28 protein-coding genes are annotated in these 20,616 nt (G+C 62.7%); 7 read left to right on the top strand and 21 right to left on the bottom strand.

Annotated elements, in window-relative coordinates; all coding sequences use genetic code 11:
- Nucleotides 1-27: 27 nt before the first annotated feature.
- The 10 genes from DD1DGNOD_RS13630 to DD1DGNOD_RS13660 all read right to left on the bottom strand — a co-directional run bounded on the left by DD1DGNOD_RS13630 (nt 28) and on the right by DD1DGNOD_RS13660 (nt 4,509).
- Complete coding sequence (locus DD1DGNOD_RS13630; RefSeq protein WP_131770302.1) at nt 28-276, bottom strand: hypothetical protein; 249 nt, start codon at nt 274-276, stop codon at nt 28-30.
- On the bottom strand, nt 273-2,495 hold the full coding sequence (locus DD1DGNOD_RS13635; RefSeq protein ID WP_131770303.1) for a type IV secretory system conjugative DNA transfer family protein: 2,223 nt from the start codon (nt 2,493-2,495) through the stop codon (nt 273-275). Before DD1DGNOD_RS13635 ends, DD1DGNOD_RS13630 begins: the two co-directional genes overlap by 4 nt.
- The gene (locus DD1DGNOD_RS13640; RefSeq protein ID WP_131770304.1) at nt 2,492-2,698 is read right to left on the bottom strand and encodes a hypothetical protein; all 207 of its coding nucleotides are present in this window, start codon (nt 2,696-2,698) and stop codon (nt 2,492-2,494) included. The genes DD1DGNOD_RS13635 and DD1DGNOD_RS13640 overlap by 4 nt, the downstream gene beginning before the upstream one ends.
- A gap of 144 nt (nt 2,699-2,842) precedes the next feature.
- Nucleotides 2,843-3,025, bottom strand: a complete 183-nt coding sequence (locus tag DD1DGNOD_RS26990; RefSeq protein WP_165036685.1) for a hypothetical protein — start codon at nt 3,023-3,025, stop codon at nt 2,843-2,845.
- Nucleotides 3,026-3,031: 6 nt separating this feature from the next.
- Nucleotides 3,032-3,187 carry a hypothetical protein gene (locus DD1DGNOD_RS26995; RefSeq protein WP_165036687.1) on the bottom strand — a complete coding sequence of 52 codons (156 nt, stop codon included), beginning with the start codon at nt 3,185-3,187 and terminating at the stop codon, nt 3,032-3,034.
- Nucleotides 3,188-3,280: 93 nt separating this feature from the next.
- Entirely contained in the window at nt 3,281-3,454 is a 174-nt protein-coding gene (locus DD1DGNOD_RS27000) for a hypothetical protein (protein WP_165036689.1), read from the bottom strand.
- Nucleotides 3,451-3,645: a hypothetical protein gene (locus tag DD1DGNOD_RS13645; RefSeq protein WP_131770305.1), complete on the bottom strand. Its 195-nt coding sequence runs from the start codon at nt 3,643-3,645 to the stop codon at nt 3,451-3,453. The genes DD1DGNOD_RS27000 and DD1DGNOD_RS13645 overlap by 4 nt, the downstream gene beginning before the upstream one ends.
- Nucleotides 3,642-3,854 carry a hypothetical protein gene (locus tag DD1DGNOD_RS13650; protein WP_131770306.1) on the bottom strand — a complete coding sequence of 71 codons (213 nt, stop codon included), beginning with the start codon at nt 3,852-3,854 and terminating at the stop codon, nt 3,642-3,644. Before DD1DGNOD_RS13650 ends, DD1DGNOD_RS13645 begins: the two co-directional genes overlap by 4 nt.
- Nucleotides 3,855-3,885: 31 nt before the next feature.
- Nucleotides 3,886-4,257 carry a hypothetical protein gene (locus tag DD1DGNOD_RS13655; protein ID WP_131770307.1) on the bottom strand — a complete coding sequence of 124 codons (372 nt, stop codon included), beginning with the start codon at nt 4,255-4,257 and terminating at the stop codon, nt 3,886-3,888.
- Nucleotides 4,258-4,509: a hypothetical protein gene (locus DD1DGNOD_RS13660; protein ID WP_131770308.1), complete on the bottom strand. Its 252-nt coding sequence runs from the start codon at nt 4,507-4,509 to the stop codon at nt 4,258-4,260.
- A 279-nt stretch (nt 4,510-4,788) separates the two neighbouring features.
- Here DD1DGNOD_RS13660 and DD1DGNOD_RS13665 point away from each other — a divergent pair, with 279 nt between their 5' ends.
- On the top strand, nt 4,789-5,253 hold the full coding sequence (locus tag DD1DGNOD_RS13665) for a hypothetical protein (RefSeq protein ID WP_131770309.1): 465 nt from the start codon (nt 4,789-4,791) through the stop codon (nt 5,251-5,253).
- Nucleotides 5,254-5,343: 90 nt separating this feature from the next.
- Here the strand turns inward: DD1DGNOD_RS13665 and DD1DGNOD_RS13670 are convergent, their stop codons facing one another.
- Complete coding sequence (locus DD1DGNOD_RS13670) at nt 5,344-5,805, bottom strand: hypothetical protein (RefSeq protein ID WP_131770310.1); 462 nt, start codon at nt 5,803-5,805, stop codon at nt 5,344-5,346.
- 778 nt (nt 5,806-6,583) lie between these two features.
- On the opposite strand from DD1DGNOD_RS13670, the gene DD1DGNOD_RS13675 reads away from it, so the two are divergent.
- Both DD1DGNOD_RS13675 and cyaB read left to right on the top strand, forming a co-directional pair.
- Nucleotides 6,584-7,138, top strand: coding sequence for a hypothetical protein (locus DD1DGNOD_RS13675; RefSeq protein WP_165036691.1), 555 nt, complete (start codon nt 6,584-6,586; stop codon nt 7,136-7,138).
- A 370-nt stretch (nt 7,139-7,508) separates the two neighbouring features.
- A complete protein-coding gene (cyaB, locus tag DD1DGNOD_RS13680) occupies nt 7,509-8,051 on the top strand; it encodes a class IV adenylate cyclase (protein WP_131770312.1) in 543 nt (180 codons plus the stop codon).
- Here the strand turns inward: cyaB and tmk are convergent.
- Genes tmk through DD1DGNOD_RS27010 form a run of 6 tightly spaced genes read right to left on the bottom strand, consistent with a single transcriptional unit; the run spans nt 8,043 to nt 12,238 of the window.
- Nucleotides 8,043-8,669: a dTMP kinase gene (gene tmk / locus DD1DGNOD_RS13685; protein WP_131770313.1), complete on the bottom strand. Its 627-nt coding sequence runs from the start codon at nt 8,667-8,669 to the stop codon at nt 8,043-8,045. The genes cyaB and tmk overlap by 9 nt on opposite strands.
- Complete coding sequence (locus tag DD1DGNOD_RS13690) at nt 8,666-10,135, bottom strand: B12-binding domain-containing radical SAM protein (RefSeq protein ID WP_131770314.1); 1,470 nt, start codon at nt 10,133-10,135, stop codon at nt 8,666-8,668. The genes tmk and DD1DGNOD_RS13690 overlap by 4 nt, the downstream gene beginning before the upstream one ends.
- Nucleotides 10,119-10,925, bottom strand: coding sequence for a hypothetical protein (locus DD1DGNOD_RS13695; protein ID WP_206443157.1), 807 nt, complete (start codon nt 10,923-10,925; stop codon nt 10,119-10,121). The genes DD1DGNOD_RS13690 and DD1DGNOD_RS13695 overlap by 17 nt, the downstream gene beginning before the upstream one ends.
- Before the next feature lie 53 nt (nt 10,926-10,978).
- Complete coding sequence (locus tag DD1DGNOD_RS13700) at nt 10,979-11,608, bottom strand: ATP-binding protein (RefSeq protein ID WP_131770315.1); 630 nt, start codon at nt 11,606-11,608, stop codon at nt 10,979-10,981.
- Nucleotides 11,550-12,047 carry a recombinase family protein gene (locus DD1DGNOD_RS27005; RefSeq protein WP_165036693.1) on the bottom strand — a complete coding sequence of 166 codons (498 nt, stop codon included), beginning with the start codon at nt 12,045-12,047 and terminating at the stop codon, nt 11,550-11,552. Before DD1DGNOD_RS27005 ends, DD1DGNOD_RS13700 begins: the two co-directional genes overlap by 59 nt.
- Entirely contained in the window at nt 12,044-12,238 is a 195-nt protein-coding gene (locus DD1DGNOD_RS27010) for a hypothetical protein (protein ID WP_165036695.1), read from the bottom strand. Before DD1DGNOD_RS27010 ends, DD1DGNOD_RS27005 begins: the two co-directional genes overlap by 4 nt.
- A gap of 140 nt (nt 12,239-12,378) precedes the next feature.
- On the opposite strand from DD1DGNOD_RS27010, the gene DD1DGNOD_RS28070 reads away from it, so the two are divergent.
- Entirely contained in the window at nt 12,379-13,896 is a 1,518-nt protein-coding gene (locus DD1DGNOD_RS28070; RefSeq protein ID WP_206443158.1) for a hypothetical protein, read from the top strand.
- Nucleotides 13,890-14,414 carry an NUDIX domain-containing protein gene (locus DD1DGNOD_RS13715; RefSeq protein WP_131770317.1) on the top strand — a complete coding sequence of 175 codons (525 nt, stop codon included), beginning with the start codon at nt 13,890-13,892 and terminating at the stop codon, nt 14,412-14,414. The genes DD1DGNOD_RS28070 and DD1DGNOD_RS13715 overlap by 7 nt, the downstream gene beginning before the upstream one ends.
- A 711-nt stretch (nt 14,415-15,125) precedes the next feature.
- On the opposite strand, the gene DD1DGNOD_RS13720 is transcribed toward DD1DGNOD_RS13715, so the two are convergent.
- Nucleotides 15,126-16,952, bottom strand: coding sequence for a cutinase family protein (locus DD1DGNOD_RS13720; protein WP_165036697.1), 1,827 nt, complete (start codon nt 16,950-16,952; stop codon nt 15,126-15,128).
- A gap of 411 nt (nt 16,953-17,363) precedes the next feature.
- Between DD1DGNOD_RS13720 and DD1DGNOD_RS13725 the strand changes: the two genes are divergently transcribed.
- Together DD1DGNOD_RS13725 and DD1DGNOD_RS13730 are read left to right on the top strand one after the other, a co-directional pair.
- Nucleotides 17,364-17,933 (top strand): hypothetical protein, encoded by a 570-nt coding sequence (locus tag DD1DGNOD_RS13725; protein WP_131770319.1) that lies wholly within the window; start codon nt 17,364-17,366, stop codon nt 17,931-17,933.
- 12 nt (nt 17,934-17,945) lie between these two features.
- Nucleotides 17,946-18,476 (top strand): hypothetical protein, encoded by a 531-nt coding sequence (locus DD1DGNOD_RS13730; protein WP_165036699.1) that lies wholly within the window; start codon nt 17,946-17,948, stop codon nt 18,474-18,476.
- 162 nt (nt 18,477-18,638) lie between these two features.
- Here DD1DGNOD_RS13730 and DD1DGNOD_RS13735 read toward each other — a convergent pair whose 3' ends face one another.
- From DD1DGNOD_RS13735 to DD1DGNOD_RS13745, 3 genes are all read right to left on the bottom strand, one after another.
- Nucleotides 18,639-18,965 carry a hypothetical protein gene (locus DD1DGNOD_RS13735; protein ID WP_206443159.1) on the bottom strand — a complete coding sequence of 109 codons (327 nt, stop codon included), beginning with the start codon at nt 18,963-18,965 and terminating at the stop codon, nt 18,639-18,641.
- 80 nt (nt 18,966-19,045) lie between these two features.
- A complete protein-coding gene (locus DD1DGNOD_RS13740) occupies nt 19,046-19,996 on the bottom strand; it encodes a DNA methyltransferase (protein ID WP_131770324.1) in 951 nt (316 codons plus the stop codon).
- Between the two features lie 293 nt (nt 19,997-20,289).
- On the bottom strand, nt 20,290-20,589 hold the full coding sequence (locus DD1DGNOD_RS13745) for a hypothetical protein (RefSeq protein ID WP_131770322.1): 300 nt from the start codon (nt 20,587-20,589) through the stop codon (nt 20,290-20,292).
- Between the last annotated feature and the right edge of the window lie 27 nt (nt 20,590-20,616).

The following is a 20,616-nucleotide window of genomic DNA, read 5'->3' on the forward strand; positions in this document are numbered from 1 at the left end:
GCTATCACGCAGAGTGACAGTTAGAGGTTAAACGACAAGCTCAAGTTGCGCGCCGCTCACCACGTGCAATTGCCGCACTGACTCGATGATCGCCCGGTCCCGGTCGCTCAGCTCCTCGGCCACCCGCACGACGTAGGCAGCCCGAACTCTTTGTCTCCTGCTGCTCGTTCGAGCAGCAGGAGTTTCGCCGTCGTTACCGGCGCTCCCTCGGTAGCTGGCCAGCGAGGACGACTGGTCGCGTTCGACGCGACGAGAACGGCGAACAGAACGGCTCATGACGTACCGCCTTGCCGCCGACGACGACCAGGCGAGCTGACATTGCCGGGGCTGAGGCGTGCTTCAAGGGCAGCCTCCACGTCGGTCCGCGCCGTGCCGTAGCGGCTACGGCTCTGTTCGGCCAACGCCGCACCGTCGCGTACGGACTCGGGGAACGGCAAGGTGCGGCCAGTGACCGGCCCGATGGTTGCGCCGCCAACGCTGGGCCGCATGGCGATCTCGTAAGCCTCCAAGCCCATGAGGTCGGCGGCCGTGAGTGGGGCAAGGCGGCGTTCCAGGGCGCGGGCGTCGTCGTGGTCGAGTTGGAAGGTGATCTGTGTGCGGGCGGTGCCGAGCACGGCGGTCTTCACGGCGTCGGGAAGCTGGCCGAGGTGCTGATGCGCCAGCACCAGGCCGACGCCGAGCCCGCGCGCCTGGGCCAACATGTCGGCCAGTTCCAGCGGCAGCTTGAGCACGTCCTGAAACTCATCCAGATACATGAACACCGGCCGCCGCTTGGCTGCGGGTACGGCGACGCGGGCGAGCGTGGCTTGCCACAGGGACGCCACCAGCAGCGCGCCGAGCAACTGCGCCGTCTCGGTCCCTACCGCACCTTTGGCCAGCGAGACGAGCAGTGTCTTACGTTCCCGGAAGACCGAGCCGAGGTCGATACCTCCGCTCTGCCCGAGCAGCAGCCGCGTGCTTGAGGTGGTAGTCAGGGCGTCGAGCTTGTTCAGGCTGGGCGCGATGACCTGCGCCCGCTCCGCCTCGCTCATGGCTTCGTACCGGGTCCAGAACGGCCGTACCGCCTGCGGGACGGTGGGTTGCGCCAGGACGGAGCGCCGGAACGACGGATCAAGCAGCAGCGGCGCGAGTTCGACCAGTGTGAACGCTGAGCCGTCCGGGGCTTTGGTGTTCATGAGCGTGAGCAGTCCATTGCGGAGAACGTCAGCCGTGCGTGGTCCCCACGAGGCACGCCAGATCGAGCCGAACACGTGGATGAGATGGTCCATCGCCAGCTCGCGGGCAAGCTCGCCGCCGGACGCTCGGAGCGGATTGAAGCCGACCGGCTGATGCACCGCGGACGGGTCCAGCACGATCACGTCGTTAGCCCGATCCTCCGGGATGCGATCCAGGATGTCAGCTACCAGATCGCCTTTAGGATCAACGACCACCGTGCCGTAGCCGGCCTGGATGTCCTGCAAGACCATGTTGGCGATGAGCGTGGACTTGCCTACGCCGGTCGGTCCGACGATCCAGGCATGGCGCAGCCGATCCTCAGCGCTCAGCGCCAGCGCACGTGTGACGCCCGGATAGTTGGAATCGGCCACCACCAGGCCACGGCTCGGCTGTGCTGGCGAGGGCGGCAACTGCCGCGCGGTGCCCGCGCTCATGCCAGGCAGCGGCACTGTGGACACCAGCCCGAACAGACCAGCCGCCTCACGGGCATTGAGGGGCAACGGCCAGCGGGTTAGCGGCAGCGAGCGCCGCTCCAGGCGAACAACTGCACTGCCCGAGGTAACGAACCGGCGACTCACCTGCACGCCCGGCGCGTTCAGGGCGCGCAGCGATGAACGGACGCGCCTGAACAGGCTCCAGGCCCGATCCCGGCGCGCGGCCGCAACTCCCAGCCGTCCGACGACGCGAAGTAGTGGCTCAGCCTGCTTGAGCTTGGTGGCCCGTGGATCGTCGGTGGTTGCCGGAAGAACAGGAGCCGTCCCGCCACCAGTCACGATCCATTGCAGACGTATCCGCTCGCCGCCGTGAAGCGGCTGGAGCGCGGCCAGCAGCGCAGTAGACGATGCGTCGGCACGGTCAACAGCAAGCGGGCGCTGCGTGTGCGTCAGCCAGAACTCGGTAGCGACACTGAATCGGCGCTTCGCCGAGAGGTAGTCCGGCATTTCTTCCAGTCGCGCGCCAGGCAGCGCCGCGCGAACGCCAACCAGGAGCGCGTCCTGGGAGCGGTGCGGCGTCAGGACGAAGAACTGAATGCCGGTCTTGGTGGCCTCGACCTCCAGGACGACCGGCGGCGACGGCAGCAGCGCCGAGGACGGCGCGTACCCCTGCACTGCAACCGTTCCGAGCCAGCGCGTCACGTCATTGACGGTCGCCTGACTCGGCAGACGGAGCTGATACGCCGTAAGTGAACGACGCCAGGACCAGCCGTCCAAGGCGCGGGCGGCAAGTATCAGGCCGAGAATGCTCAGGCCGCCCACCAGCAGGAACACGGCGGCGGTCATGAGGCCGCCTCAGTCCTGTTGTCGGGCTCATCGGCTGGCTCCTCTTCAAAAGCAACCGTCATCGACGGCAACGGGGCGGCCTCGTCGGTCATGGTCTCCTGGGCGAGTTGACGGCCCATCTGCATGACTATCTGCGTCATGAGGTCGATGTCGATGTCTTCGCGCTGCACGCCGTATACTCGTATCTGCCTTTCTTTGGGCATAGGTTCTCCTCTCGATGTTTTCGTTGATGGGAACGGAAGCCGGGTTGTTCTCCACGGCGAACACCTCCTAGTTGTTCTTATGCCGATTAAGCTGATTTTGGTCAAGGGTTTTGGAGCTGCGGAATCGACAACGCTGCGGCTTTACTACCGGCGAATACCCCTGAAGATCACCCAATAAATAACGCCCAGAGCGACCGCCGTGACGAGGATGGGGACGAGCGGCGCGAGCAGCTCGTAGGCTGCCCGCGCCACCCCGGCCACCAGGAGCACGAGCAGCAGCGCACCGAACACGCTAGCTAGCGCCTTGCTGCCTATCCCTGGTCTCATGACTGCCTACTTCCCGTTTGAAATGAACGTCTTGATCGCGTATCGGCACCGACGATTGGCGCACTGATACCAGACCGTTGTGCCCTTCGGCTCCCACTTCTCGTCTTTCACGAACAGGTAGTAGCCGCACTGCGGGCACTTGCCGCCTTTAGCCATAGCCATTCCTCCATCCTGGGTTTGGGCGTCGGCGGACATAGCGCTGCCCGCCGACGCATTGCCATGGTGAGATTTCGAATGGAACCGAATCGAGTCGGATTACTCGTCGGCCGTTTCGAGGTCCAGCACGCGCAACTCCTCCAGGAGGTGCCGGCGGCGGGACCGGTGGCGGACTGTCGCCCCGTCCTCACTGAGGCGCAGCCTGCGCCAAGACTTCATGACGACCTGGTAGCGGCGCCCGTGAACTCCTCGGTACGGCTGGTAGCGGCTCATCTTGGCCGCCTCCTGTGGGTAACGCGACGGTCGTCGCGCTCTTCCTGCGTCAGGTTGTCGTCGTCGGGTGCGTCCGCGAACCACTTGCGCCACGCGGCGAGGCCGACCAGGCGCATCACGACGGCAGTAAGGATGAGTCCACTGAGCATGAGCAGGATCTCGGCCTGCTCCGGGGTGATCACGTCGTTCATGTCTGCTCCTCGGGATCAGCCCCGATGTCCGGCAGGGCAGGCAGGTTGGCGGGCACGAGCTGGCGGGCGGCGATGCGCCGCTTGGCGTTTTCGGTCTCCTGTTCGCCTTCATGGATGAGCTGGAAGAGCTGCACGAGCGGCGGGAAGACCAGCAGCGCGAGCGTGGCCAGCTCGAGGGCGAGAAGGGCGTAGTAGTTGGTGAGCGTCATTTGGCGTGCTCCTTCTCTTTGAAATCGGCGATTACTTCTTCGGAACGGCGGTGAGCTGACCGCCGCCAGACGGAGGCGGACGTCCGACCTCATTCATGCGCTTCACGGTTTGCTGGTAGCGGCGGTCAAGCCGCCGCAACGCTCGCCGCCGCTGGCTCTTGGCTTGGTGTAGTTCCCACCAGTGGCGGGCAGCAATGCTGACGATGAACACCAGCACCACGGCGGCGACGATCACGGCCAGGCCGACCATGACGTGCGTCCCGTTGGTCGCCCACCACATCGCGATCTCCTTCAGCAACCACCGGATGCCGAGGAAGAGGTAGTAGAGCGCGATCACAGGCGCACACAGGAAGAACACGATGGCGAAGAACAGCTTGAAGCAGCCCTCGATGACCTCTTCCATTCAGTGCCTCCGATACATGCCGTGCTGGAGCGCTACCGCGTCCAGGTAGAAGTTGAGGAGCAAGTCGGCCATGATCGGCTGAAGGCCGGGGTCGGCCTGCGCGCGAAGCTGACGCCGCCGGTCGAGATCGACCAGGAACTCAGCCGCGCGGTCGTTGAACTCGGCCAGGCCGTCCAACTTGAGCAGCGCGATCTTGATGTCACGTCGCGTCTTGGCGACCTCGCCGCTGGCGAAGGGGATCAGGTCGCTCATACACACCTCCCTGCCGCCACGGAGCGGGAGGCTGTGGCTCCGATGTGGGCTCCGTGCGGCAGGCAAGACGCTGCCTGAGCTGGGCGGCAAGAGTCTGTGGACAGAAGTGGCAGGTTCTTGGCACGATTGAGGCGCGCACTCGGTTGTCTCTCGTCACAAAGCCCGGCCGTACCGGCCACAACCGCCTAACTGAATACCGAGCGTGATCCCTCGGCCACCAGCTGGGTGCGCGTCGCAGGTTGGACCTCGCCGCTTCGGGCTCGGTCTGTGCCTCGGCTCATGGTGGGAGAGCCAGAGATCATCGCCGAAGAACTGAATAAGGCGCTGAAGAAGCGACGTGGCGTACGGGCCATCGCGCTACACACGTATGCCCGTGAACTGGCGCTCCTGCTCTGCCCGGAGATCGAAGACGACGATCGAGCTAACGCGGCCGAGCAGCTGATTCGCCGCGCCTGCGCTGCGCTTGGCCACCCGACAGGTCGAGCCCTAGAAATTCTTTGTGCTTTCGCTTCGGGCACTGATCGCACGCCGCTCCAGCGGCGTCGTGAAGAAGCGGGCAACATTCTGAGCCCACACGGCATTCAAGCCGATACGGTGCGGCGTCCGTATATCTGGGACGATCTCATGCTTGAGCTGGCGATTGCTATTCGCGGACTCATGGCTAAGCCCAAGCAAGAACCCGCGTCTGAGTTTCCCGACCACCAGCCTGCGGACGGGGATGGGGAAGACAACCCGGCGGCTTGATACGCGATCCAGCCTGCAGGTTATCTGCCGACCTATTATTTCTCCGGGTCGGCGGGCGGATAGGGCGGCAGGCGGCCATGTTCGATCGGATCATGCGTTAATCTTCAGCGCCCTGATAGTCGTCTCTTCCGCTACGTCCCATACCTCAATGCGGAGCTTCCGCTCAGCGTCCTCGAACACCTTCCCGAGTGCGTACTGCCGATCCTGAGGCATGTCCGGCGCGTAGGTCTTCGTTGGGCTACGCCTAGACACGTTGGTCCACGCAGAGGCAATCAGGGAGCGTTGGTAGACCACAGTAGCCTCAAGGAATCCGAACGCCTCGCGCTGCTTCCTATTGAGTCGCACATCCCGATGCTCAGACTTGGATGCCTCCTTACGTCGAACGGTAAGACGCGCCCGCAGCGATTCGGGGCCTGGTTCTATAAAGAGATACGTGCTCGCGGCGTCGATGTCGTCGCCCTGCGGTATCAGTGCGCGAAGCGTCCGAACCGCGTGTTCGATCAGGGGTGTGACGTGGAACTCGATGAGCCTACGCCTATCATTGTCGTCCATCCAGCGTCTCACTTCCTGGGCGGACCATCCGCCCTCGCGTGAGCAGCAAGGAATTGCTGCGCAGGCGAGAGGGATTGCGCCCCCCGAGGGGATCGCAGCCGATGGAGCGCGTATATTTAATCATCAATTTCAGGTTTGGTAAATATCCACAGCTGTTGAGCATGTGACGGCGCGGCTCATTGAGCGCTTATGCTTGATTAAATTGTTCTTTCGTTCATAATCGCCCACTGCGAGAGCAGTGTGACTATCAGTTGCGTTGTAATGCGTCATTCCTGCCCAGTCGGACACTGTGGCATCGGGAGCGTTTGAATCTCGCATCCCCCCCTATCCGCGCATCTGCGCGAGAAGAGGATGGTGCCGCATGAGCGGCAAGGGCAAGAAGCCCCGATCGGGTAATACGTTCGGGAAGAACTGGGGTACGGCCTTCGATTCGCCGAAGTTCGGCGGAAGCGGCACTCCGAGCACTCCGAGGCGTCAATCCGGTAGCAGTGGGCGGCGGGAAGAAGCTCCCTACGTCGAAGTGGGTGGCGGCAACACCTGCGAGGACTGCAAGGGAGACAAGAAGTGCCGCCACTGTGACGGTACGACCTTGTACACGCTGAGGGACGGCTCCAAGCGGGCCTGCCGTGCCTGCCGGTCTACTCCGGGCAAGTGCTACCCCTGCCGTGGCACGGGCATTGAAAGGCCGACGCGACACCGGCGCGACTGAGTGTCGTAGGAGCGTGGGCGGAAGCAATTTTCCGCCCACGCTCCAGAATATGAAATAATAGGAATCGCAATGAACCAATCAAACGAACGGAACCACGCCTTGATAACCGAAGAAATTGAAAGACTCCCGCAAGGCTTCGACGACCTCAGCGAAGGCTTTCTCGTCCTTGTCGCAGCACTTCGCCTCCATGGCTTCTCGATCCAGCGTGCCGACGAGGCCAAGGAGCCGGTCGATGATAGCGATGATCTATGGGCTGAGATGGGTAGCCCGTCAGTATGGATCTACGCTCGCTCGGCCCTCGAACTCTCAAGGAACCTGCGCAAAAACATTGAACAGCGCAACACGCCAGAATATATGAGAGACAGTAATCGAGTCATCCGAGCAAACCTGGAAGAGCAGCGTCGACTACTTGGCCTTCTGGAGGAGTTCTACGCGCAACACACTCCCGTATCCTTTCATGCTCGCCTCATTGTGGAGACGATAGATGACCAAGGCGAGAGCTACCTCAAACCGCAGGGTGCGAGCGTGAGAGTCATCATGGGCAGCGATGCGCAAAAGAAATGGCGCGACGAAGGGCAGACTGAGATGCTGGCGTTCGCAAAATTCCTGGCCGACAAGCTTTAGTGGTACGCCGCGAGGTCCACGACCGTGGCAAACTACTTGATCTCCTCGGGGAGTTCTATAGCGACCGAACGTGCCCGATCTACGTTCGCCTACCTGCGCAATTGTGTGAGGATGCTGGTTAGCTCCTCGTATTCCCGAGTACCAGTAAGCCTGCGCAACTTCTCTCGATCCTGGGCATTGCCGTACTTCTGGACGTAACGAGCCATCGGAAGTGCCGCAGATAGCAGCGCCGACAACAGAAAGACCGCTCGGTCTTCCACGTGTTCTTTTGTCATGCCGAAATCTCGCAATCTCCTCTTTGGCGTGTCGCCTTGCTGTCACTATTCGTTTGTGCAATGGTGTGCGGTCGGCTTGTAGCAACGGAGGCGCAGTGCGCGAGGTTGAGGTCAAGTACCAGGTCCGGGACGCAGAAGCGCTGCTCGTGGCGCTCAAGGCGCGCGACATCGAGTTGACCGAGCCGATCACCCAGGACGACCAGGCGTACGCGCCCGTGGGCTGGTCGTACGGTGACGGCAAGCTCGGCGTCTCCTTCGTGCGCCTGCGCACCGTGGACGGTCAGCACACCTTCACCCTCAAGCGCCCGGCCGAGAACGCCCTGTCATGCGATGAGTACGAGACGGCGGTAGCCGACCGCGACCAGATGCACAGCGCCATCCTGGCTATGGGCTTCCGCGCCACGGTCCGCATCGTGAAGGTGCGCCGAACTGCCGCGCTGCCCGACCTCGAGCTGTGCGTGGACGAGGTAGCCGGCCTGGGCACGTTCCTTGAGCTGGAACGCATGGTGTCCGACGACGTGCCGGGCGAGGCGGTGCAGGCCGAACTGGCGGCGTTCGTGGCCTCGCTGGAGATCGAGGCCAGGCGCACTGATGAGACGTACGACTCGCTGGTACGTGCCGCCCTGGCGTCAGCCTGAACGCTGCCCCAGCCGCTCAAGCACTGCATCGAGCACCACGGCCGCCACGGTTTCGACTGGCTCGTCCGCGACTTCATGGTGAAGCACGGCCGAGCCAGCCTCCCGGAGCTGCTGCACGACGTCTCGGTACAGCCGGTCTTCAACTGCACGAGCCGCCGTCCCTCCACGGTGGAACCGGCTGTAGATGCCACGATCTACGGCGCGCTGCTCTGAGCGCTTCGGCTCGCCCGTCAGCACTACCGTCAGGTCCGGCTTCTCGGCGTACTGGTTGAGCTGGGCGAGAAAGCCCGGCTCTACGCCGTCGATCCGTTGCAGCACAAGGGATGTGGGCACGTAGCGGTCGCAGACGACCACGTAGCCAGCCCGAAGCGCGGGGCGGATGTCGTACTCCAAGTGGTAGTACCGATCCGCAGCCACCAGGCAAGCGAGCACCAATCCGCGGTACTCGTCGGTGCCCTGTCGTGCCAGCTTGCCGAGTGCCGAGTCAGAAGGCTCCTTGGTGGCAACGACCGGAACACTGCGCGCTGACAGCTCGGCACGTAGGTGCTCGACCACCGTGCTCTTGCCAACCCCGCTCGGTCCTTCGATGACCACGAAGAATCCAGCTTCCTGGCTCATGCAGCCACCGCCGTCGAACGCTGGAACTGCTCGCGTGACAGCTCGGTAAGCCGGGCGCGCACCTCGTCTACGGTGGCCTCCCCGAACTGGATGTTGACCGAGAAGTTGAACTCGTCGCGCCCACGCATGGCCTCATCGACGCCACCGGCTGTGAGATCAACGGCGGTGTAGTCGAGGAGCTGCTGTTGGCTGTACTTCCCCGTGGAGATGAGCCGCTGCCACTCGGGCGTGCCGGGGTAGGGCCGGAACTCGAAGACGCTGGCTCGGAAGCGGCCGGGCTGGTGTGCCGTGATGTCCCACAGGTCGTAGACCAGACGCACGGTCTCGGCCAGCTCCTCGCGCGTCTCGGTCGGGAAGCCGAGGATGAAGTAGCCCTTCACCGAGATGCCGCGCTCTGTCAGTCGCCGGACGACCGAGTGTGTCATGTCCGACGTGATGCGCTTGCCCATGTGCTTCAGCAGTCGCTCGCTTCCCGACTCGATGCCGAGCGCCACTTCCCGGCAGCCGTTGAGCTTCAGCAGCTCCAGCATGTCGTCGCTCATCCGGTGCAGGATGTTGATGCGGCCGGTGGCGTCCCAGACGTAGCGGTTGCCGATGCCCGTAGCCGTGAAGGCAGCCATACACGAGCGGATAAAGCGCTCGTAGCCAAGGAACAGGTCGTCGACGAAGCGGAAGGCCGTCACGCCGTGGCGCGTGTGCAGCTCCGTCATCTCCTCGATGATGTTGCTCGGCGTGCGAGTGCGAATGGTGATGTCCGGGTTGGCTGACACGGCCGCGCCGCAGAACGAGCAGTCGTAGGGACAGCCGCGCGCCCCGACCATGTTGGCCTCTAGCCGCCCGTCGCCGGCGCGGTACGGGTCATCCGTGAGGAACGTGCGGTCTACGAAAGGCAGACTGTCGATGTCGGGCGCGAGATGGTGCCCGGCGCCCATGCTGCCGCCGGTGACCGGCGTCTTCATCACGGGGTCGAGCCACATCACGCCGGGCAGCTCCGTGCGGTAGCGACGGTCCTTCAGCAGCTCGGCTACTCGCGTCTCGCCTTCTCCCAACACCAGCGCCTCACAACGCGCGAACCGCGGATCGCTCAAGGTCTCAGTCGGCATGGCCTTGGCCTGATGCCCGCCGACCATGACGCTGATCGACGGGTCGAGTCCTGATGCGATGCGGGCGCTGATCTCGTAGGTCGGCGCGAGCAGGTTGAAGCCCGCCCAGCGCGGTGACAGTTGGTTGACGAGCTGGGCGGTCTGGTCGAGGCCGAGCCCCAAGGCTTCCGCGTCGATGACGCCGACGTTGAAGCCTTGATGCTTGGCGTAGGTTGCGATGTAGCCCATACCGAGCACGGGCAGCGTGAAGTCGTTCACGCGCGGTCGAAGACTGTAGTCGCGCAGAGGCGCGTTGATGAACAGGGCGTCGAGCGGGCGAGCAAGGTCCGCGCCAGCCACGGCACGGTCAGCCGATATCTCCATGTTGAGAACCCCAAGCGAGCGTCAAGAGCGTGAGCGAGCAGAGATGTTCGCCAGCGAGCGCCCGCCAGGTCTGACCAAAGGCCGGTTCATCGGCCGGCCAGTCGTGTGAGGGTGCAGCTCGCTTGGCCCAGGTCCGCACCGCGAGATCGGCGTAGGGGTAGAGCGACCAGTCGTTACTCCAGTCGGCCACAGTGGCGTGCGCGGTCCAGGGACCAATGCGCGGCACGGACTGAAGTTCGGCAATGAGCGTGTCGGGCGCAAGCTCACGCCACTTCGCTCCGTGTTCCAGATAGGCCTCAGCAGCCGCCTTGAGCGGGCGACGCTTGAAGGCCATACCGTGAGAACTGAACTGGTCGTCGCTCAGCCCAAGCACAACCTCTGGTGCGGGAAAAAGCGCGTACGAGTTACCGTCCGGCAGAGCAACCTGTTCACCATGTGCTCGGCAAAATGCTCGGTACAGCTTCTTTGACTGTCCAGCGCGAATGACCTGCCGGATAATCGACGTACCGATTGCATCCCATAGGTCCGCGTTGCGAAAACGCACGACTGAACCCAAACAACGCAGCGAAGTTGCCAGCTCGGGAACGTCCGCAAACGCCTCCGGCGTCGTGAAGACATCGCGTATCGGCTCGGCCCCCGCACCGCTCAGGCGGTCGAGCGTCAGCCTGCCGTCCTGGAGCGTGGCGAGCCATCGGCCGCCGTCGTCCAGGGCGAAGACACGCCGCGCGCAGCCGTCGGCCTGCTGCCAGGCGGCGTGCTCGGTCATCACGAAGTCAAAGGCGTCGTACATGGTGGTGAAGGCTCCGAACGGTTGGTCTTATAGCTTGGGATGAGTTGATTATCTCATGTCGCCCCCTCCCCGGATTCACCGTCGAGATTGCGAAGCCCGTCCATGACGCGCCGCAACATGTCGGGGTCGTTCATGACCTCGATCGGCTGAACGCCTTTTGGCACTGACTTCCGGGTGCGGCGCGGCAGTACACGCGGTATCTCCTGGGTTTGGTCGAGTGAGCTACCAGAGACCGACAAAGGCAGTTCGCACCATACGATCTTGCCTCCAGCGGGCGGCCTATAGTAATTCCATCGCTTGCCCAGTGAGCGCGTGAGCGGAATATCGCCGCCTGTCGCCGTGAACTCTGGATCGCTGTCGGCGACCTCAACAATTAGGTTGTCGCCAAGAATGACAAGCCGCACCAAAATGAGTTTCAGGCCATCCAGTTCTGTCCACCGGGGATTTGGCTCAATAATGCCGGTCGTGCGGACAGCTCGGATGACAAGTTCAGTCGTCAGCTTTTCGACCGGTTCAATAAGGTGGTCGAGCCGCCACGCCTGGAGCGTGTATCTGGTGAAGAGCTGCGCGCAGACGGTGGCCGTCGAAAGCGCCGCAAGCTGCATTTCGCTGCGTACGCGAAGCTCAGGGCGAGGGGGACGGGTCATGGCCACCTGCGCCGGTCGTTCTGCCAAAACGGTCATGGCGTTCCTCCCGAGGGTGGCCCATTACGAAAACCCGTGCCCCGGTTTCCAGCTCAATGAGGGCCCGCATGGCCTCATGGACACCAGGAAATCTTGAGAAGTGGTTGAGCGACGGAATCAAGACGCCATCAACGCCGGGGCGGCGTAGCGTCTCGACCATCACGACAAAGCCGCTCCGGCCGAATTGGTCCCCTATTCCTGCGTCACGGTCGGTGAAGACGTCAGCCAGCGTCAGCCCTTCCCGCTCCGCGTACGCCGCGAGATCGCGCATCAGGCAATCGCCAACGTGTTGCGGGTCGGCCGGGTTGAGACGGATGTAGCCGTAGACAAGCGGTTGCATAGTTAGCGGCGCCCCTCCGGGAGGCACGTGGAGGGCCAGACCGGCGACGGCTTCGGGGAGCAGCATCGCCGGTCCGGCCGACTTGGGACGGACACTCACAGCAGCGCCAGGTTGTGATCCGCGAGCCGGGTAGGCTCGCACGGCCAGCTCACAGCACAGATCACGCACAGACCGCCCACCTCGATGTGCTCGTGCAGCACCCGCACCGCAGTTCTGCACAGCTGCTGCAACTCCGGTGGGAAGTAGTCGGTGGGGGTCAGTACGGTCGTGCCCTGCGCCTGGCGGGTCATGGATCGTTCTCCCTGGTTGGGGACGTGTCCGGGTAACCCGAGAGTGGGGCGGCTGGGCCGTACCGGGCATGATCGCGGGGGTATACGCGCCATACATGACACGTATGCGGCCCGCCCCGTAGGGTGGCCAGGTTCTAGAATTGCTGGTCAGGGATGCCGCATCGAAAGTCAGGACGATCATGGACGCGAACCGCTCGGCACGTTACTGCCGTTGCGGGACGCGCCTTGCCCGAGACAACAAGAGCGGCCAGTGCGCCCCGTGCCAGGCCAAGGCGCGCGACTTCATCATTCAGCCGCCGGAGTTGCCTGACGACTTCTGGGACACCGATCAGTTCCGTGATGCCTTTACTGCCCAGCACATCGGCCACGTCTCGCGGGCATATCGCAAGCACCCGCAGCACATCGCCGTGTACGGCAAAGATGGCGTTCCACAGGGCGTCGTGGCCGGTTGGCTCGGATTGACGCAAGCTCAAATTAGTCGCATCGAGAATGGTGCGCCCGTCCGACATCTCGACAGCCTGACTCACTGGGCGCGGACGCTTCGCATTCCCGAGCATCTACTGTGGTTCAAACTGCCTGGTGAGTCGCCTGCAAGTAGCAACGGCCGTACGGCCGAGGTGGAGAGGGCGGCTATACCGCAGCAAGCCCGGCCACGGCCTGTACTGCTTCAGGCTCCGTCGCTCGGACTGCCGCTTGGTGGCGGCAACGGCTACGCCTCCGCGATGCAGTCGTTTCGGGCGGCGGATCGTCAGGTTGGCGGCGGCCACCTCTACGCCACCGTCGTCAAGTATCTGCAAGCAGAAGTCGCGCCGCGCATGTTCGGAGTCGATCACGGCAGTGATGGACGGTTGGCGTTCACGGCCGCAGCCGCCTTGACCGAGATGGCCGGATGGATGGCTCACGACGCTGGACGAGACCAGGCCGCCGAACAGCACTTCGCGCGCTCCCTTGATCTGGTCAAGCTCGGCCATGACCGCCAGCTCGGCGTACACATCCTGGCCAGCATGAGTCATCTGGCCCACCACCAGGGCAAGCCAGCCGACGCCATCCAGTACGCGCGACGAGGACGCGAGGTGCTGGCCCGTGGTCCGCGGTTGCCTGAACTCGAAGCTCGGCTTCTTGCGATGCAGGCCCGTGGCTTCGCTGCGCTGCGACGACCCGACGACTGCACGCAACTGCTCGTAGAGGCAGAGCGGGCGCTCGAAGCGCAGCCGGCCGAGGAGCGGTCGCCGTGGGTCAGCCACTTCGATGAGGGTTCACTGGCGAACGAGGCCGCCCGGTGCCTGCGCCAGCTCGGCGACCTGACCCAGGCGGAGCGGCAGGCCGAGCGCGTCATCGAGCTGCGGCCTGGTGACCGGACGCGCAGTCGGGCGTTCGGACAGCTCATCCTTGTGACTGTGCTCATCGCCCAGGGCAGGCCGGACGAGGCCTGCGCCGTCGCTCAAGAAGTGCTGGACGCGACGCAGCAACTCGGCTCCTATCTCGTCATCCAACAACTTCTTGATCTCCGGCGCTTGCTGGAGCCGCACCGGGGTACTCGGGTGGTGGCCGAGTTCCTGGGCTGCCTCGATGAAGCGCTCAGGGAGCGGATGTGGCTCTACCAGTGGCTCACGCAGGACGGACGTGGCGATGGAACGGCGCTCGGGGAGAAATGGTGAACGCTGACGCTCCGCTGTACGAGCGTGACCCGGAGGCGTGGCAGGCGTACTTGGCAGAGGGCAACGCCAAGCAGCCTCGCAAGCGCGTCAGCGCCGACGTTCTCATTCGTGACCGTGAGGGGCGGATTCTCCTCGTTGATCCGCAGTACAAGCCGGACTGGGACATGCCCGGCGGCATGGCGGAAGCCAACGAGCCGCCGCATGAGGCTGTCCGCCGCGAGCTGCGGGAAGAACTCGGCCTGGACGTGCGTGTAGCTGACCTGTTGGTGGTCGATTGGGTGTCGCCGCACGGCCCCTGGGATGACTTGCTCGCGTTCATCTTTGACGGCGGCGAGCTGAGTGACGAGAAAATCGCGGCGATCAAGATTTCGGATGGCGAGCTGTCTGCATTCGAGTTCTGTACGCCGGAACAAGCGCAGCAGCGACTTCGGCCGTATGTGTGGCGGCGGGTTTCTGTGGCGCTTGATGCGCTGAAGACAGGGCATGTGCAGTACTTGCAGGATGGGTATTCACGCTGAGGGAGGGCTAGGCGAAGGGGCTTCGACGCCGTAAGTGAAGCAAGTCGTTCTTTAATAGATGCTCGACCCTGTAAGCGTGCGTAATGATCTGGCTCCTATGCTCTCGAAGCCGATCTTCACTCAATCTGTCGAGATTTATCTTGAGACTATCGGTCCAGCTATGAAAGTCCCTTAGTGCCTCCTCCAGCTTTTCGTTGTGTATCAGCAGCTGGGCTTGTGAGTGAAGGCTCGTAAAGGATTCCGGCCACTCGTCGTGCCCGGTATCGTAATCAACTGCGGCCTCAGTCCACCTGTTTACCGCGTCGAGAACCTTGGTGTATACCGCGAACTTCTTGTCCCGCAGCCAATTGCGACGTTCACGGCGACCAGTGACAATTAACGTTAACATGCTGCCCGCAAGCCCGCTTGCAATTAGAGCGCTAATAGCTCCGGTAATGGTAGTCTGATCCGGCGTGGTCATTTAGCATTTAGTATGCTCTAACAAGGTCGTCCGATCAAATTGGCGCAAGCTGACCAAATTAAAAATGACCCGCCCAATATGAGCAGGTCGTCGCCTCAAGCCCTGTGAGGGGCGAGTCTTCCTTTTGAAACAAAAGATTCGAGCGACCAAGCGTGGCCGGGCGTCATCGCTGGCGGCGACGAATCGCCCGGCCAGCTTGAGCCGACAGCCTTCTTGATGGCTGGTTGTTGTGCTGGGGCCTTCCGGCTACCTCAGCGTGCGACCTTGAACAGCACGCTACTCGTCGGACTTACGCCCGCCCGCCACCAGGTTTCGTACACGAGGTCGCCTGACGCCGTGTACACCTGCTGGTCGGCACCATCATTCGACTTGTCGAACGCCGTGATGTTGTTCTGGCTGATGCGGATCAGCTCGCTGGTTCCGCTGTTCGGGCCGTTCCACCAGTACTCCTGCACGTGGTCTCCCGTGGCCAAGTACAGCTCGTGGACGCCGTTGTAGACGTCCTTCTCGATCTGGATGGCGTTGGTCTGGCCTTGCGCGATCGTGCCGTGACTCGGTGCGCTGCCCAGCCAGTAACTCTGCCAGGCGGTTGTGCTGGTGCCGGTGTACAGGAGTTGTCCACCATCACTCAGGTTGTCACCCTTGTCGAGACCGCGGATGTCGCCCTGGCTGATGTGGATGATCTCGCCGTGGTGAACGCTCTCACCGGGCCGCCACCACAACTCGTACACGTATGTTGGCGTAGCCACGTACAGCTGTTCGGTACCGTCCGGCCCCTTGGCCTTGTCCATGGTGACCGGATCATTCACGATGTCGAGCCGGCTGATGTGAATGCCGTCTCCACCATCGCGCCACCACGCCTCGTACGGACCGTCTTGGGCCAGGATGTAGAGGCGGTGGGTGTACTGGCCGTTCTCGACCACCGGATCAGCGATGACCTGACGGACGCCGCTGAGGCCAGTGATGATCTTGTTGTGGTGGATGCCTTCGTTCGGCCGCCACCACGTTTCCCACACGCCGTCGGGTACGGCCGTATAGAGCGACTGCGTCGTTCCATCCGGCTCGTTGACTTTGTCGAAGCCAACGATGTTGCCTTGGGCGATGTGGATGATCTCTTTCTTCTGCACACCCTGCCCCGGGTGCCACCATGCCTCCGTCACGGCCGTGTTGGTCGCGGCGTAGACCTGGCGGACGCCGGTGTGGTCGGTGGTGCGTTTGACGTCGGTGATGACGGGTGGCGGTGGCGTGGTCGCTGCCGGTGGTCCTGTCTGTGCGTTGGGCGGCGTGAAGCTGCCTACGTAGACCTGGTTGTTCGGGTTGAGCTGGTTGTGCTTGTTGCCCGCAGCCCAAACGACTTCGCCAACTGATTGCGCTATCCAACCTCCTCCGCCTTGGTAGGCGTTGCTGTGAACGTCTTGGCCGAACGGGAACCATCCGGCGCAGATTGCGTCGAACAGTGCACACCAGCTTCCGAAACGCCCCTTGAATTCACTAGGGACATACGGCGTGCGGGGCGACAGGATGCCGCTGTCAGGCACGATCGTTGGCACCGGGACAAAGGGAGTGAACACCGGCACGTACATGGCCGCCGCCCATGGCCGGTAGCCCCAGTCGTCGCCTCGGACCCACCACCAGTCGCGGTCGAAGTTGGCGTGGAAGAAGCGGTTGTAGAGCGACCCAGGTTCGAATTTGGGGTCGCCGTACAGCGCCACGTAGCCGATGTGGTCCTTCGCTGCCTGGCTCAGGTCGTGACGACGCAGCGCCCAGCCAACAACGTCCGCCCCTTGGGAGTAGCCTCCCAGGATAAGCGTTTCGTTGTGACAGGCTCCCTGGTTCCCCGGTCCGTTGCCAGCGTACCTGTCGTTCAGGTGCGCGACCAGCTCCTCCATGCCGATCTCGACGCTCTCGCCGTAGAAGATCGGTGGCGCTCGCCAGTTATCCACGGCGATTGCGGGGTATTCGTTAGGGTCATTGGGGAAGATTGCCGGGCTTCCGTTGGAAGGGACTGATACGTCACCCTCAACGTTGCCCAGTTCGCCCCAGGCACTCGACATATTCTTCTGTGCCAACGCGCCCATTACCTGATCCCTGAAGGCTCTCGCCCTGTGGTCGTTCAGGTGCTCTCCCGACCCGCGTGCGAACAGTACGTACGCACCGCCGTTGAGACAGCCCGGATCGGCCTGTGCCGGACTCGCTGGCCCGAAAACCACGAACGTAAGGCTGCTCAGCATTGCTGCCAAACAGAACCTAAGTATCCTGCCGCGAGATTGCGCATTTCCGCGCATGAAACATCACCTGCTCTCTGCTCTTGTTCTGAATGTGCTTATCCGCCGCCTAAAACAAGGGCAGATTGTTTTTATACGTTAACATAAATGACGATAAATTCAATTGTCGCTCGTAAGTAGTGCCTGTATTCACCCCGGTAGTTCCTATTGTTATTTCTAGGGTTTTGCTTTATCGTGAAGTGAAGTTATACAAGGAATGGCACGTTGAAGAAACAGAAGGACGCAAAGGTAGCCCCCAAGAAGGTAAAGCTCCTTAGGGTGCTTGGGGTGGGAGTGGTGATCGCTGCAGTGCTTGCCCTGTTGGGCTATTTTGGCTTCAGAGCACTGGAATACAACTACGCGCGTGATGACGCGCAGCCGTTAGAGGCCGCCCTAGTGGCGAAGGGCGCAAAGAAGCTTTGCAGCCGAGAAGACAATGGGCGAGGCTGGGACAACAAGGCCCCGTGGTACTACGCCATCTTTGAGGTCCCAGGGGATAGGCAGGCAGCTACTGATCTGGCCTTAAATACTATGAAAGAAGCTGGCTTCACCAATTTTGAGGGGAGTGCGCCACCAGCGAAGCCCGACGACATAAACACTTACACGGATACAGCGAGCCAAAAGAATACGCACTCAGACCTTAAGGCGGGCGCTAAGACTGTAAGTATTGAAGTCTTCTACGACAGCATCTACCCCACAGCCAACAACCCCTTCTGTGGCGTAGAAAATTCCAGTAACCCACCCACAGATAAGACTTTGGTGAGGTTTACTCTGGGCTTGCCGGAGTATAAATAGGACTCCTTGAGCGTGAGGAAACAATCTACCTTATGGGCTCGGGCTACCAACGCAACGTGGAAGCGTGCCTTCATTACTATTGGCATATTGCTGGCTATCGTGCTGATACCCTGGGGGATTGCCGAATACAACTATCAACAGCGGGTCCAAGTACTCATAAGTGCTTTGGATGAACTTGGGCAGGATGTCATAAAGCCTGCAGGAGGTGTTTCGGTAAGTTCTCCCAGAGCTGGAATCCACTGCGTGCACGTCATTGATGCAATGACGGCTATCGATACTGGGCCGTGTCCAATAGTGCAAGCTAGCTGGTTAGTACCTGTTGTGAAGGGCGAGGGACAAGCATTCATCACCTCTATTTTAAAGGATGCAGGATATGGTGGCGGGTTGATAGAGCAACGAACTGGCGGCGGTGTGAAAGACGGCGTGGGGGTGAGTGTTGAACTGACCGGACTTATTAGTGATAGTGAGGCGCCCTATTCACTCCCTGTCGGAGAGAGGTGGACAAGAGTGCACTTCACCGCTCAAGATCGTCGAGAGAAGTAGATGTCGCGTCCAATGGTGATAGAAGTGCCCGCCGCCCGGAGCGTTCTGCTCGGGCGACGGGCTTTGCTCAGTATGTGAGCGCCAATTGCCGGTGGGGTTACGGGAGCGGAGGGCGGTCGAATGACCGCCACTCCGCTCCCGGCTTGACGTGGGCTTCCGAACTCAGTCGGACGCCTCACCGCCCCGCCGCCGACTCCGACCCGTGGTCGTGTCAGCAGCGTTGGCCGCCGGGGCGTCAGCCCCGAACAGCCCCTCGATGGCTCCGCGCCTGGCGGCTGCCTCGCGCTCGATCGCTTCGAGCGCAGCCTTGGCGCGGGCGGCGAAGTCGGGCTCCGCCTTCTTGGTGGTGACGTACAGCTCGACCGCTCGCAGGGCAGCATCGCCCAGAGAGATACCGTCGAGCTGAGCCACCAGGGTGAACTGGGCGTGCAGGGCGTCCGGCACCTTGATGCCGAGCGTCTTCACGCCACCGTTACGGGGTTCCGGCATGGAAGCCTCCTCGGTGCTGTTGCGGCCGGCCATCCCTTGAGCTGGGATGACGACAACGGCCGCATGACACCGGGGAGGTGTCAGACAGCGAGTCCGCGCTTGCGGCGCTGCTGCTCGATGCGTTCCTTGGCCATCTCGGCGTACGCCGGATTCAGCTCAATACCCAGCCAATCCCGGCCGTGCTTCTCGGCAGCCAGCGCCGTTGTGCCCGTGCCCATGAACGGGTCGAGCACGACACCGGGCACGCTCTTGGCCTGGCATTGGCAGGTCGGCTGCAACTCTCCGGTGGCGAGCAGGCGGCCGTGCTGGCGCTCAAGCGCGCGCTGCCACGACGTGCCGCAGGTCGCGCAGACCCGTTCCGGGCAGGTCGCCAGCAGTGGACGCTCAGCCAGGGTCAGCGGGAAGGCGGCGAAATGGCCGCCTCGGAAGCCAGCGGTCGGCAGGGTCCAGACGTCGCCGGGATTCTTCCCCAGTGGGTGACCGGCCAGGCCAGACGCCTTGAGGCGGGACAGGCCGCGGTTGTCGTTGAGCGTCCAGCCTTGGCGGTTGACTGCGCCAAAGCCTGGTGGCGGGTACGTCCGGCTGGGGTCGCGGGTGGTCTGCCGCTTCGTGGTGACGAGCGGCTGCCGGATGGCGTCAAGGTTGAAGTAGTAGCGAGGCGACCGCGTGAAGAAGTAGATGACCTCGTGCGTGGTGCTCAAGCGGTTGGCCACGCTGGAGGGCATGGGGTTGGTCTTGGCCCAGATGACTTGGTTGCGGAGCGTCCAACCGTCTTTGACCAGCGCTAAGGCGACGCGGGACGGACCGAGCAGCAAGCTCTTGGGAGCGGCGCCCTCGGCCGGACGGCGGGAGTAGCCGTCACCGAGGTTGAGCCAGAGTGAGCCAGCCGGACGGAGGACACGGGCCAGTTCGCGGGCGATGTCACGGAGGCTGGTCACCCAGCCTTCTACGTCGGGCTCGGCTCCAAGCTGCTGGTCATGGCCGTAATTCCGCACGCCAAAGTACGGCGGGCTAGTAATGATGGTGTCCACGGACGACGCGGGCAGTTCGGCCAGGCGCTCCCGAACGTCGCCAATGAGGATGGTGTTGCGGGGGAGACTCCCGGCGTCCGCTGATCGCGGGCCGCTTTGAAGATCACCTCCTTGGTGCATAGGTGGTTGCATACGTGTGTTCTCGGTTTAGTTGTTGATCTATGCCGTGCGGGTGGAACTCGCTGGCGATGTCGTGCAAGCGGCTATCCACCCGCGCGGCGGGTCGGGCTCGATGTCTCGGCCTTACGGACCACGGCTCGTTGTGCGTGGTACGGCAGGGAGCTGAGGCTCTGTCATGGTTGAGCCTCCCGGCGTCGCACGCCGCGCGCTCGAAGCAGCCGTTTGACGCTGCTGAGACTGATGTTGTACTCGGCGGCGAGGTGGGCGGCCTTGACGCCCGAGCGGTAGCGCTCAGCCAGCGACTCGATGTCGGCGGCGCTCAGCCGGTCGGCCATGCTCCACCAGCGGGTTCTCGTCTCGCTCGTGCCTATGCCAGGCAAGTCGGTCTTGTCGTTCTCTACGATGCGGGCGAGCACGTCTTCCATACCCTCAAGCTGGGCTTGACGGTTCGAATAAGCGGACAGAAGGTCCACCCACAAAACAGCAGGTCAGCGTCAGAG

The sequence above is a fragment of the Candidatus Protofrankia californiensis genome, from assembly GCF_900634765.1.
GTDB lineage: Bacteria > Actinomycetota > Actinomycetes > Frankiales > Frankiaceae > Protofrankia > Protofrankia californiensis.

Excerpts from the sequence above, each read along its gene's own strand:
- DD1DGNOD_RS13735 (WP_206443159.1), bottom strand. The coding sequence starts at position 18,965 with ATGCCGGAACCCCGTAACGGTGGCGTGAAGACGCTCGGCATCAAGGTG.
- DD1DGNOD_RS13660 (WP_131770308.1), bottom strand. The coding sequence starts at position 4,509 with ATGAGCGACCTGATCCCCTTCGCCAGCGGCGAGGTCGCCAAGACGCGA.
- DD1DGNOD_RS13655 (WP_131770307.1), bottom strand. The coding sequence starts at position 4,257 with ATGGAAGAGGTCATCGAGGGCTGCTTCAAGCTGTTCTTCGCCATCGTG.
- DD1DGNOD_RS13675 (WP_165036691.1), top strand. The coding sequence starts at position 6,584 with ATGAACCAATCAAACGAACGGAACCACGCCTTGATAACCGAAGAAATT.
- DD1DGNOD_RS13635 (WP_131770303.1), bottom strand. The coding sequence starts at position 2,495 with ATGACCGCCGCCGTGTTCCTGCTGGTGGGCGGCCTGAGCATTCTCGGC.
- DD1DGNOD_RS13645 (WP_131770305.1), bottom strand. The coding sequence starts at position 3,645 with ATGAACGACGTGATCACCCCGGAGCAGGCCGAGATCCTGCTCATGCTC.
- DD1DGNOD_RS13640 (WP_131770304.1), bottom strand. The coding sequence starts at position 2,698 with ATGCCCAAAGAAAGGCAGATACGAGTATACGGCGTGCAGCGCGAAGAC.
- DD1DGNOD_RS27010 (WP_165036695.1), bottom strand. The coding sequence starts at position 12,238 with ATGACCCGCCAGGCGCAGGGCACGACCGTACTGACCCCCACCGACTAC.
- tmk (WP_131770313.1), bottom strand. The coding sequence starts at position 8,669 with ATGAGCCAGGAAGCTGGATTCTTCGTGGTCATCGAAGGACCGAGCGGG.
- DD1DGNOD_RS27000 (WP_165036689.1), bottom strand. The coding sequence starts at position 3,454 with ATGAGCCGCTACCAGCCGTACCGAGGAGTTCACGGGCGCCGCTACCAG.
- DD1DGNOD_RS13720 (WP_165036697.1), bottom strand. The coding sequence starts at position 16,952 with ATGGGCGCGTTGGCACAGAAGAATATGTCGAGTGCCTGGGGCGAACTG.
- DD1DGNOD_RS13650 (WP_131770306.1), bottom strand. The coding sequence starts at position 3,854 with ATGACGCTCACCAACTACTACGCCCTTCTCGCCCTCGAGCTGGCCACG.
- DD1DGNOD_RS26990 (WP_165036685.1), bottom strand. The coding sequence starts at position 3,025 with ATGAGACCAGGGATAGGCAGCAAGGCGCTAGCTAGCGTGTTCGGTGCG.
- DD1DGNOD_RS13690 (WP_131770314.1), bottom strand. The coding sequence starts at position 10,135 with ATGGAGATATCGGCTGACCGTGCCGTGGCTGGCGCGGACCTTGCTCGC.
- DD1DGNOD_RS26995 (WP_165036687.1), bottom strand. The coding sequence starts at position 3,187 with ATGGCTATGGCTAAAGGCGGCAAGTGCCCGCAGTGCGGCTACTACCTG.
- DD1DGNOD_RS13700 (WP_131770315.1), bottom strand. The coding sequence starts at position 11,608 with ATGACCGTTTTGGCAGAACGACCGGCGCAGGTGGCCATGACCCGTCCC.
- DD1DGNOD_RS13715 (WP_131770317.1), top strand. The coding sequence starts at position 13,890 with ATGGTGAACGCTGACGCTCCGCTGTACGAGCGTGACCCGGAGGCGTGG.
- DD1DGNOD_RS13665 (WP_131770309.1), top strand. The coding sequence starts at position 4,789 with ATGGTGGGAGAGCCAGAGATCATCGCCGAAGAACTGAATAAGGCGCTG.
- DD1DGNOD_RS13630 (WP_131770302.1), bottom strand. The coding sequence starts at position 276 with ATGAGCCGTTCTGTTCGCCGTTCTCGTCGCGTCGAACGCGACCAGTCG.
- DD1DGNOD_RS13695 (WP_206443157.1), bottom strand. The coding sequence starts at position 10,925 with ATGTACGACGCCTTTGACTTCGTGATGACCGAGCACGCCGCCTGGCAG.
- DD1DGNOD_RS13670 (WP_131770310.1), bottom strand. The coding sequence starts at position 5,805 with ATGGACGACAATGATAGGCGTAGGCTCATCGAGTTCCACGTCACACCC.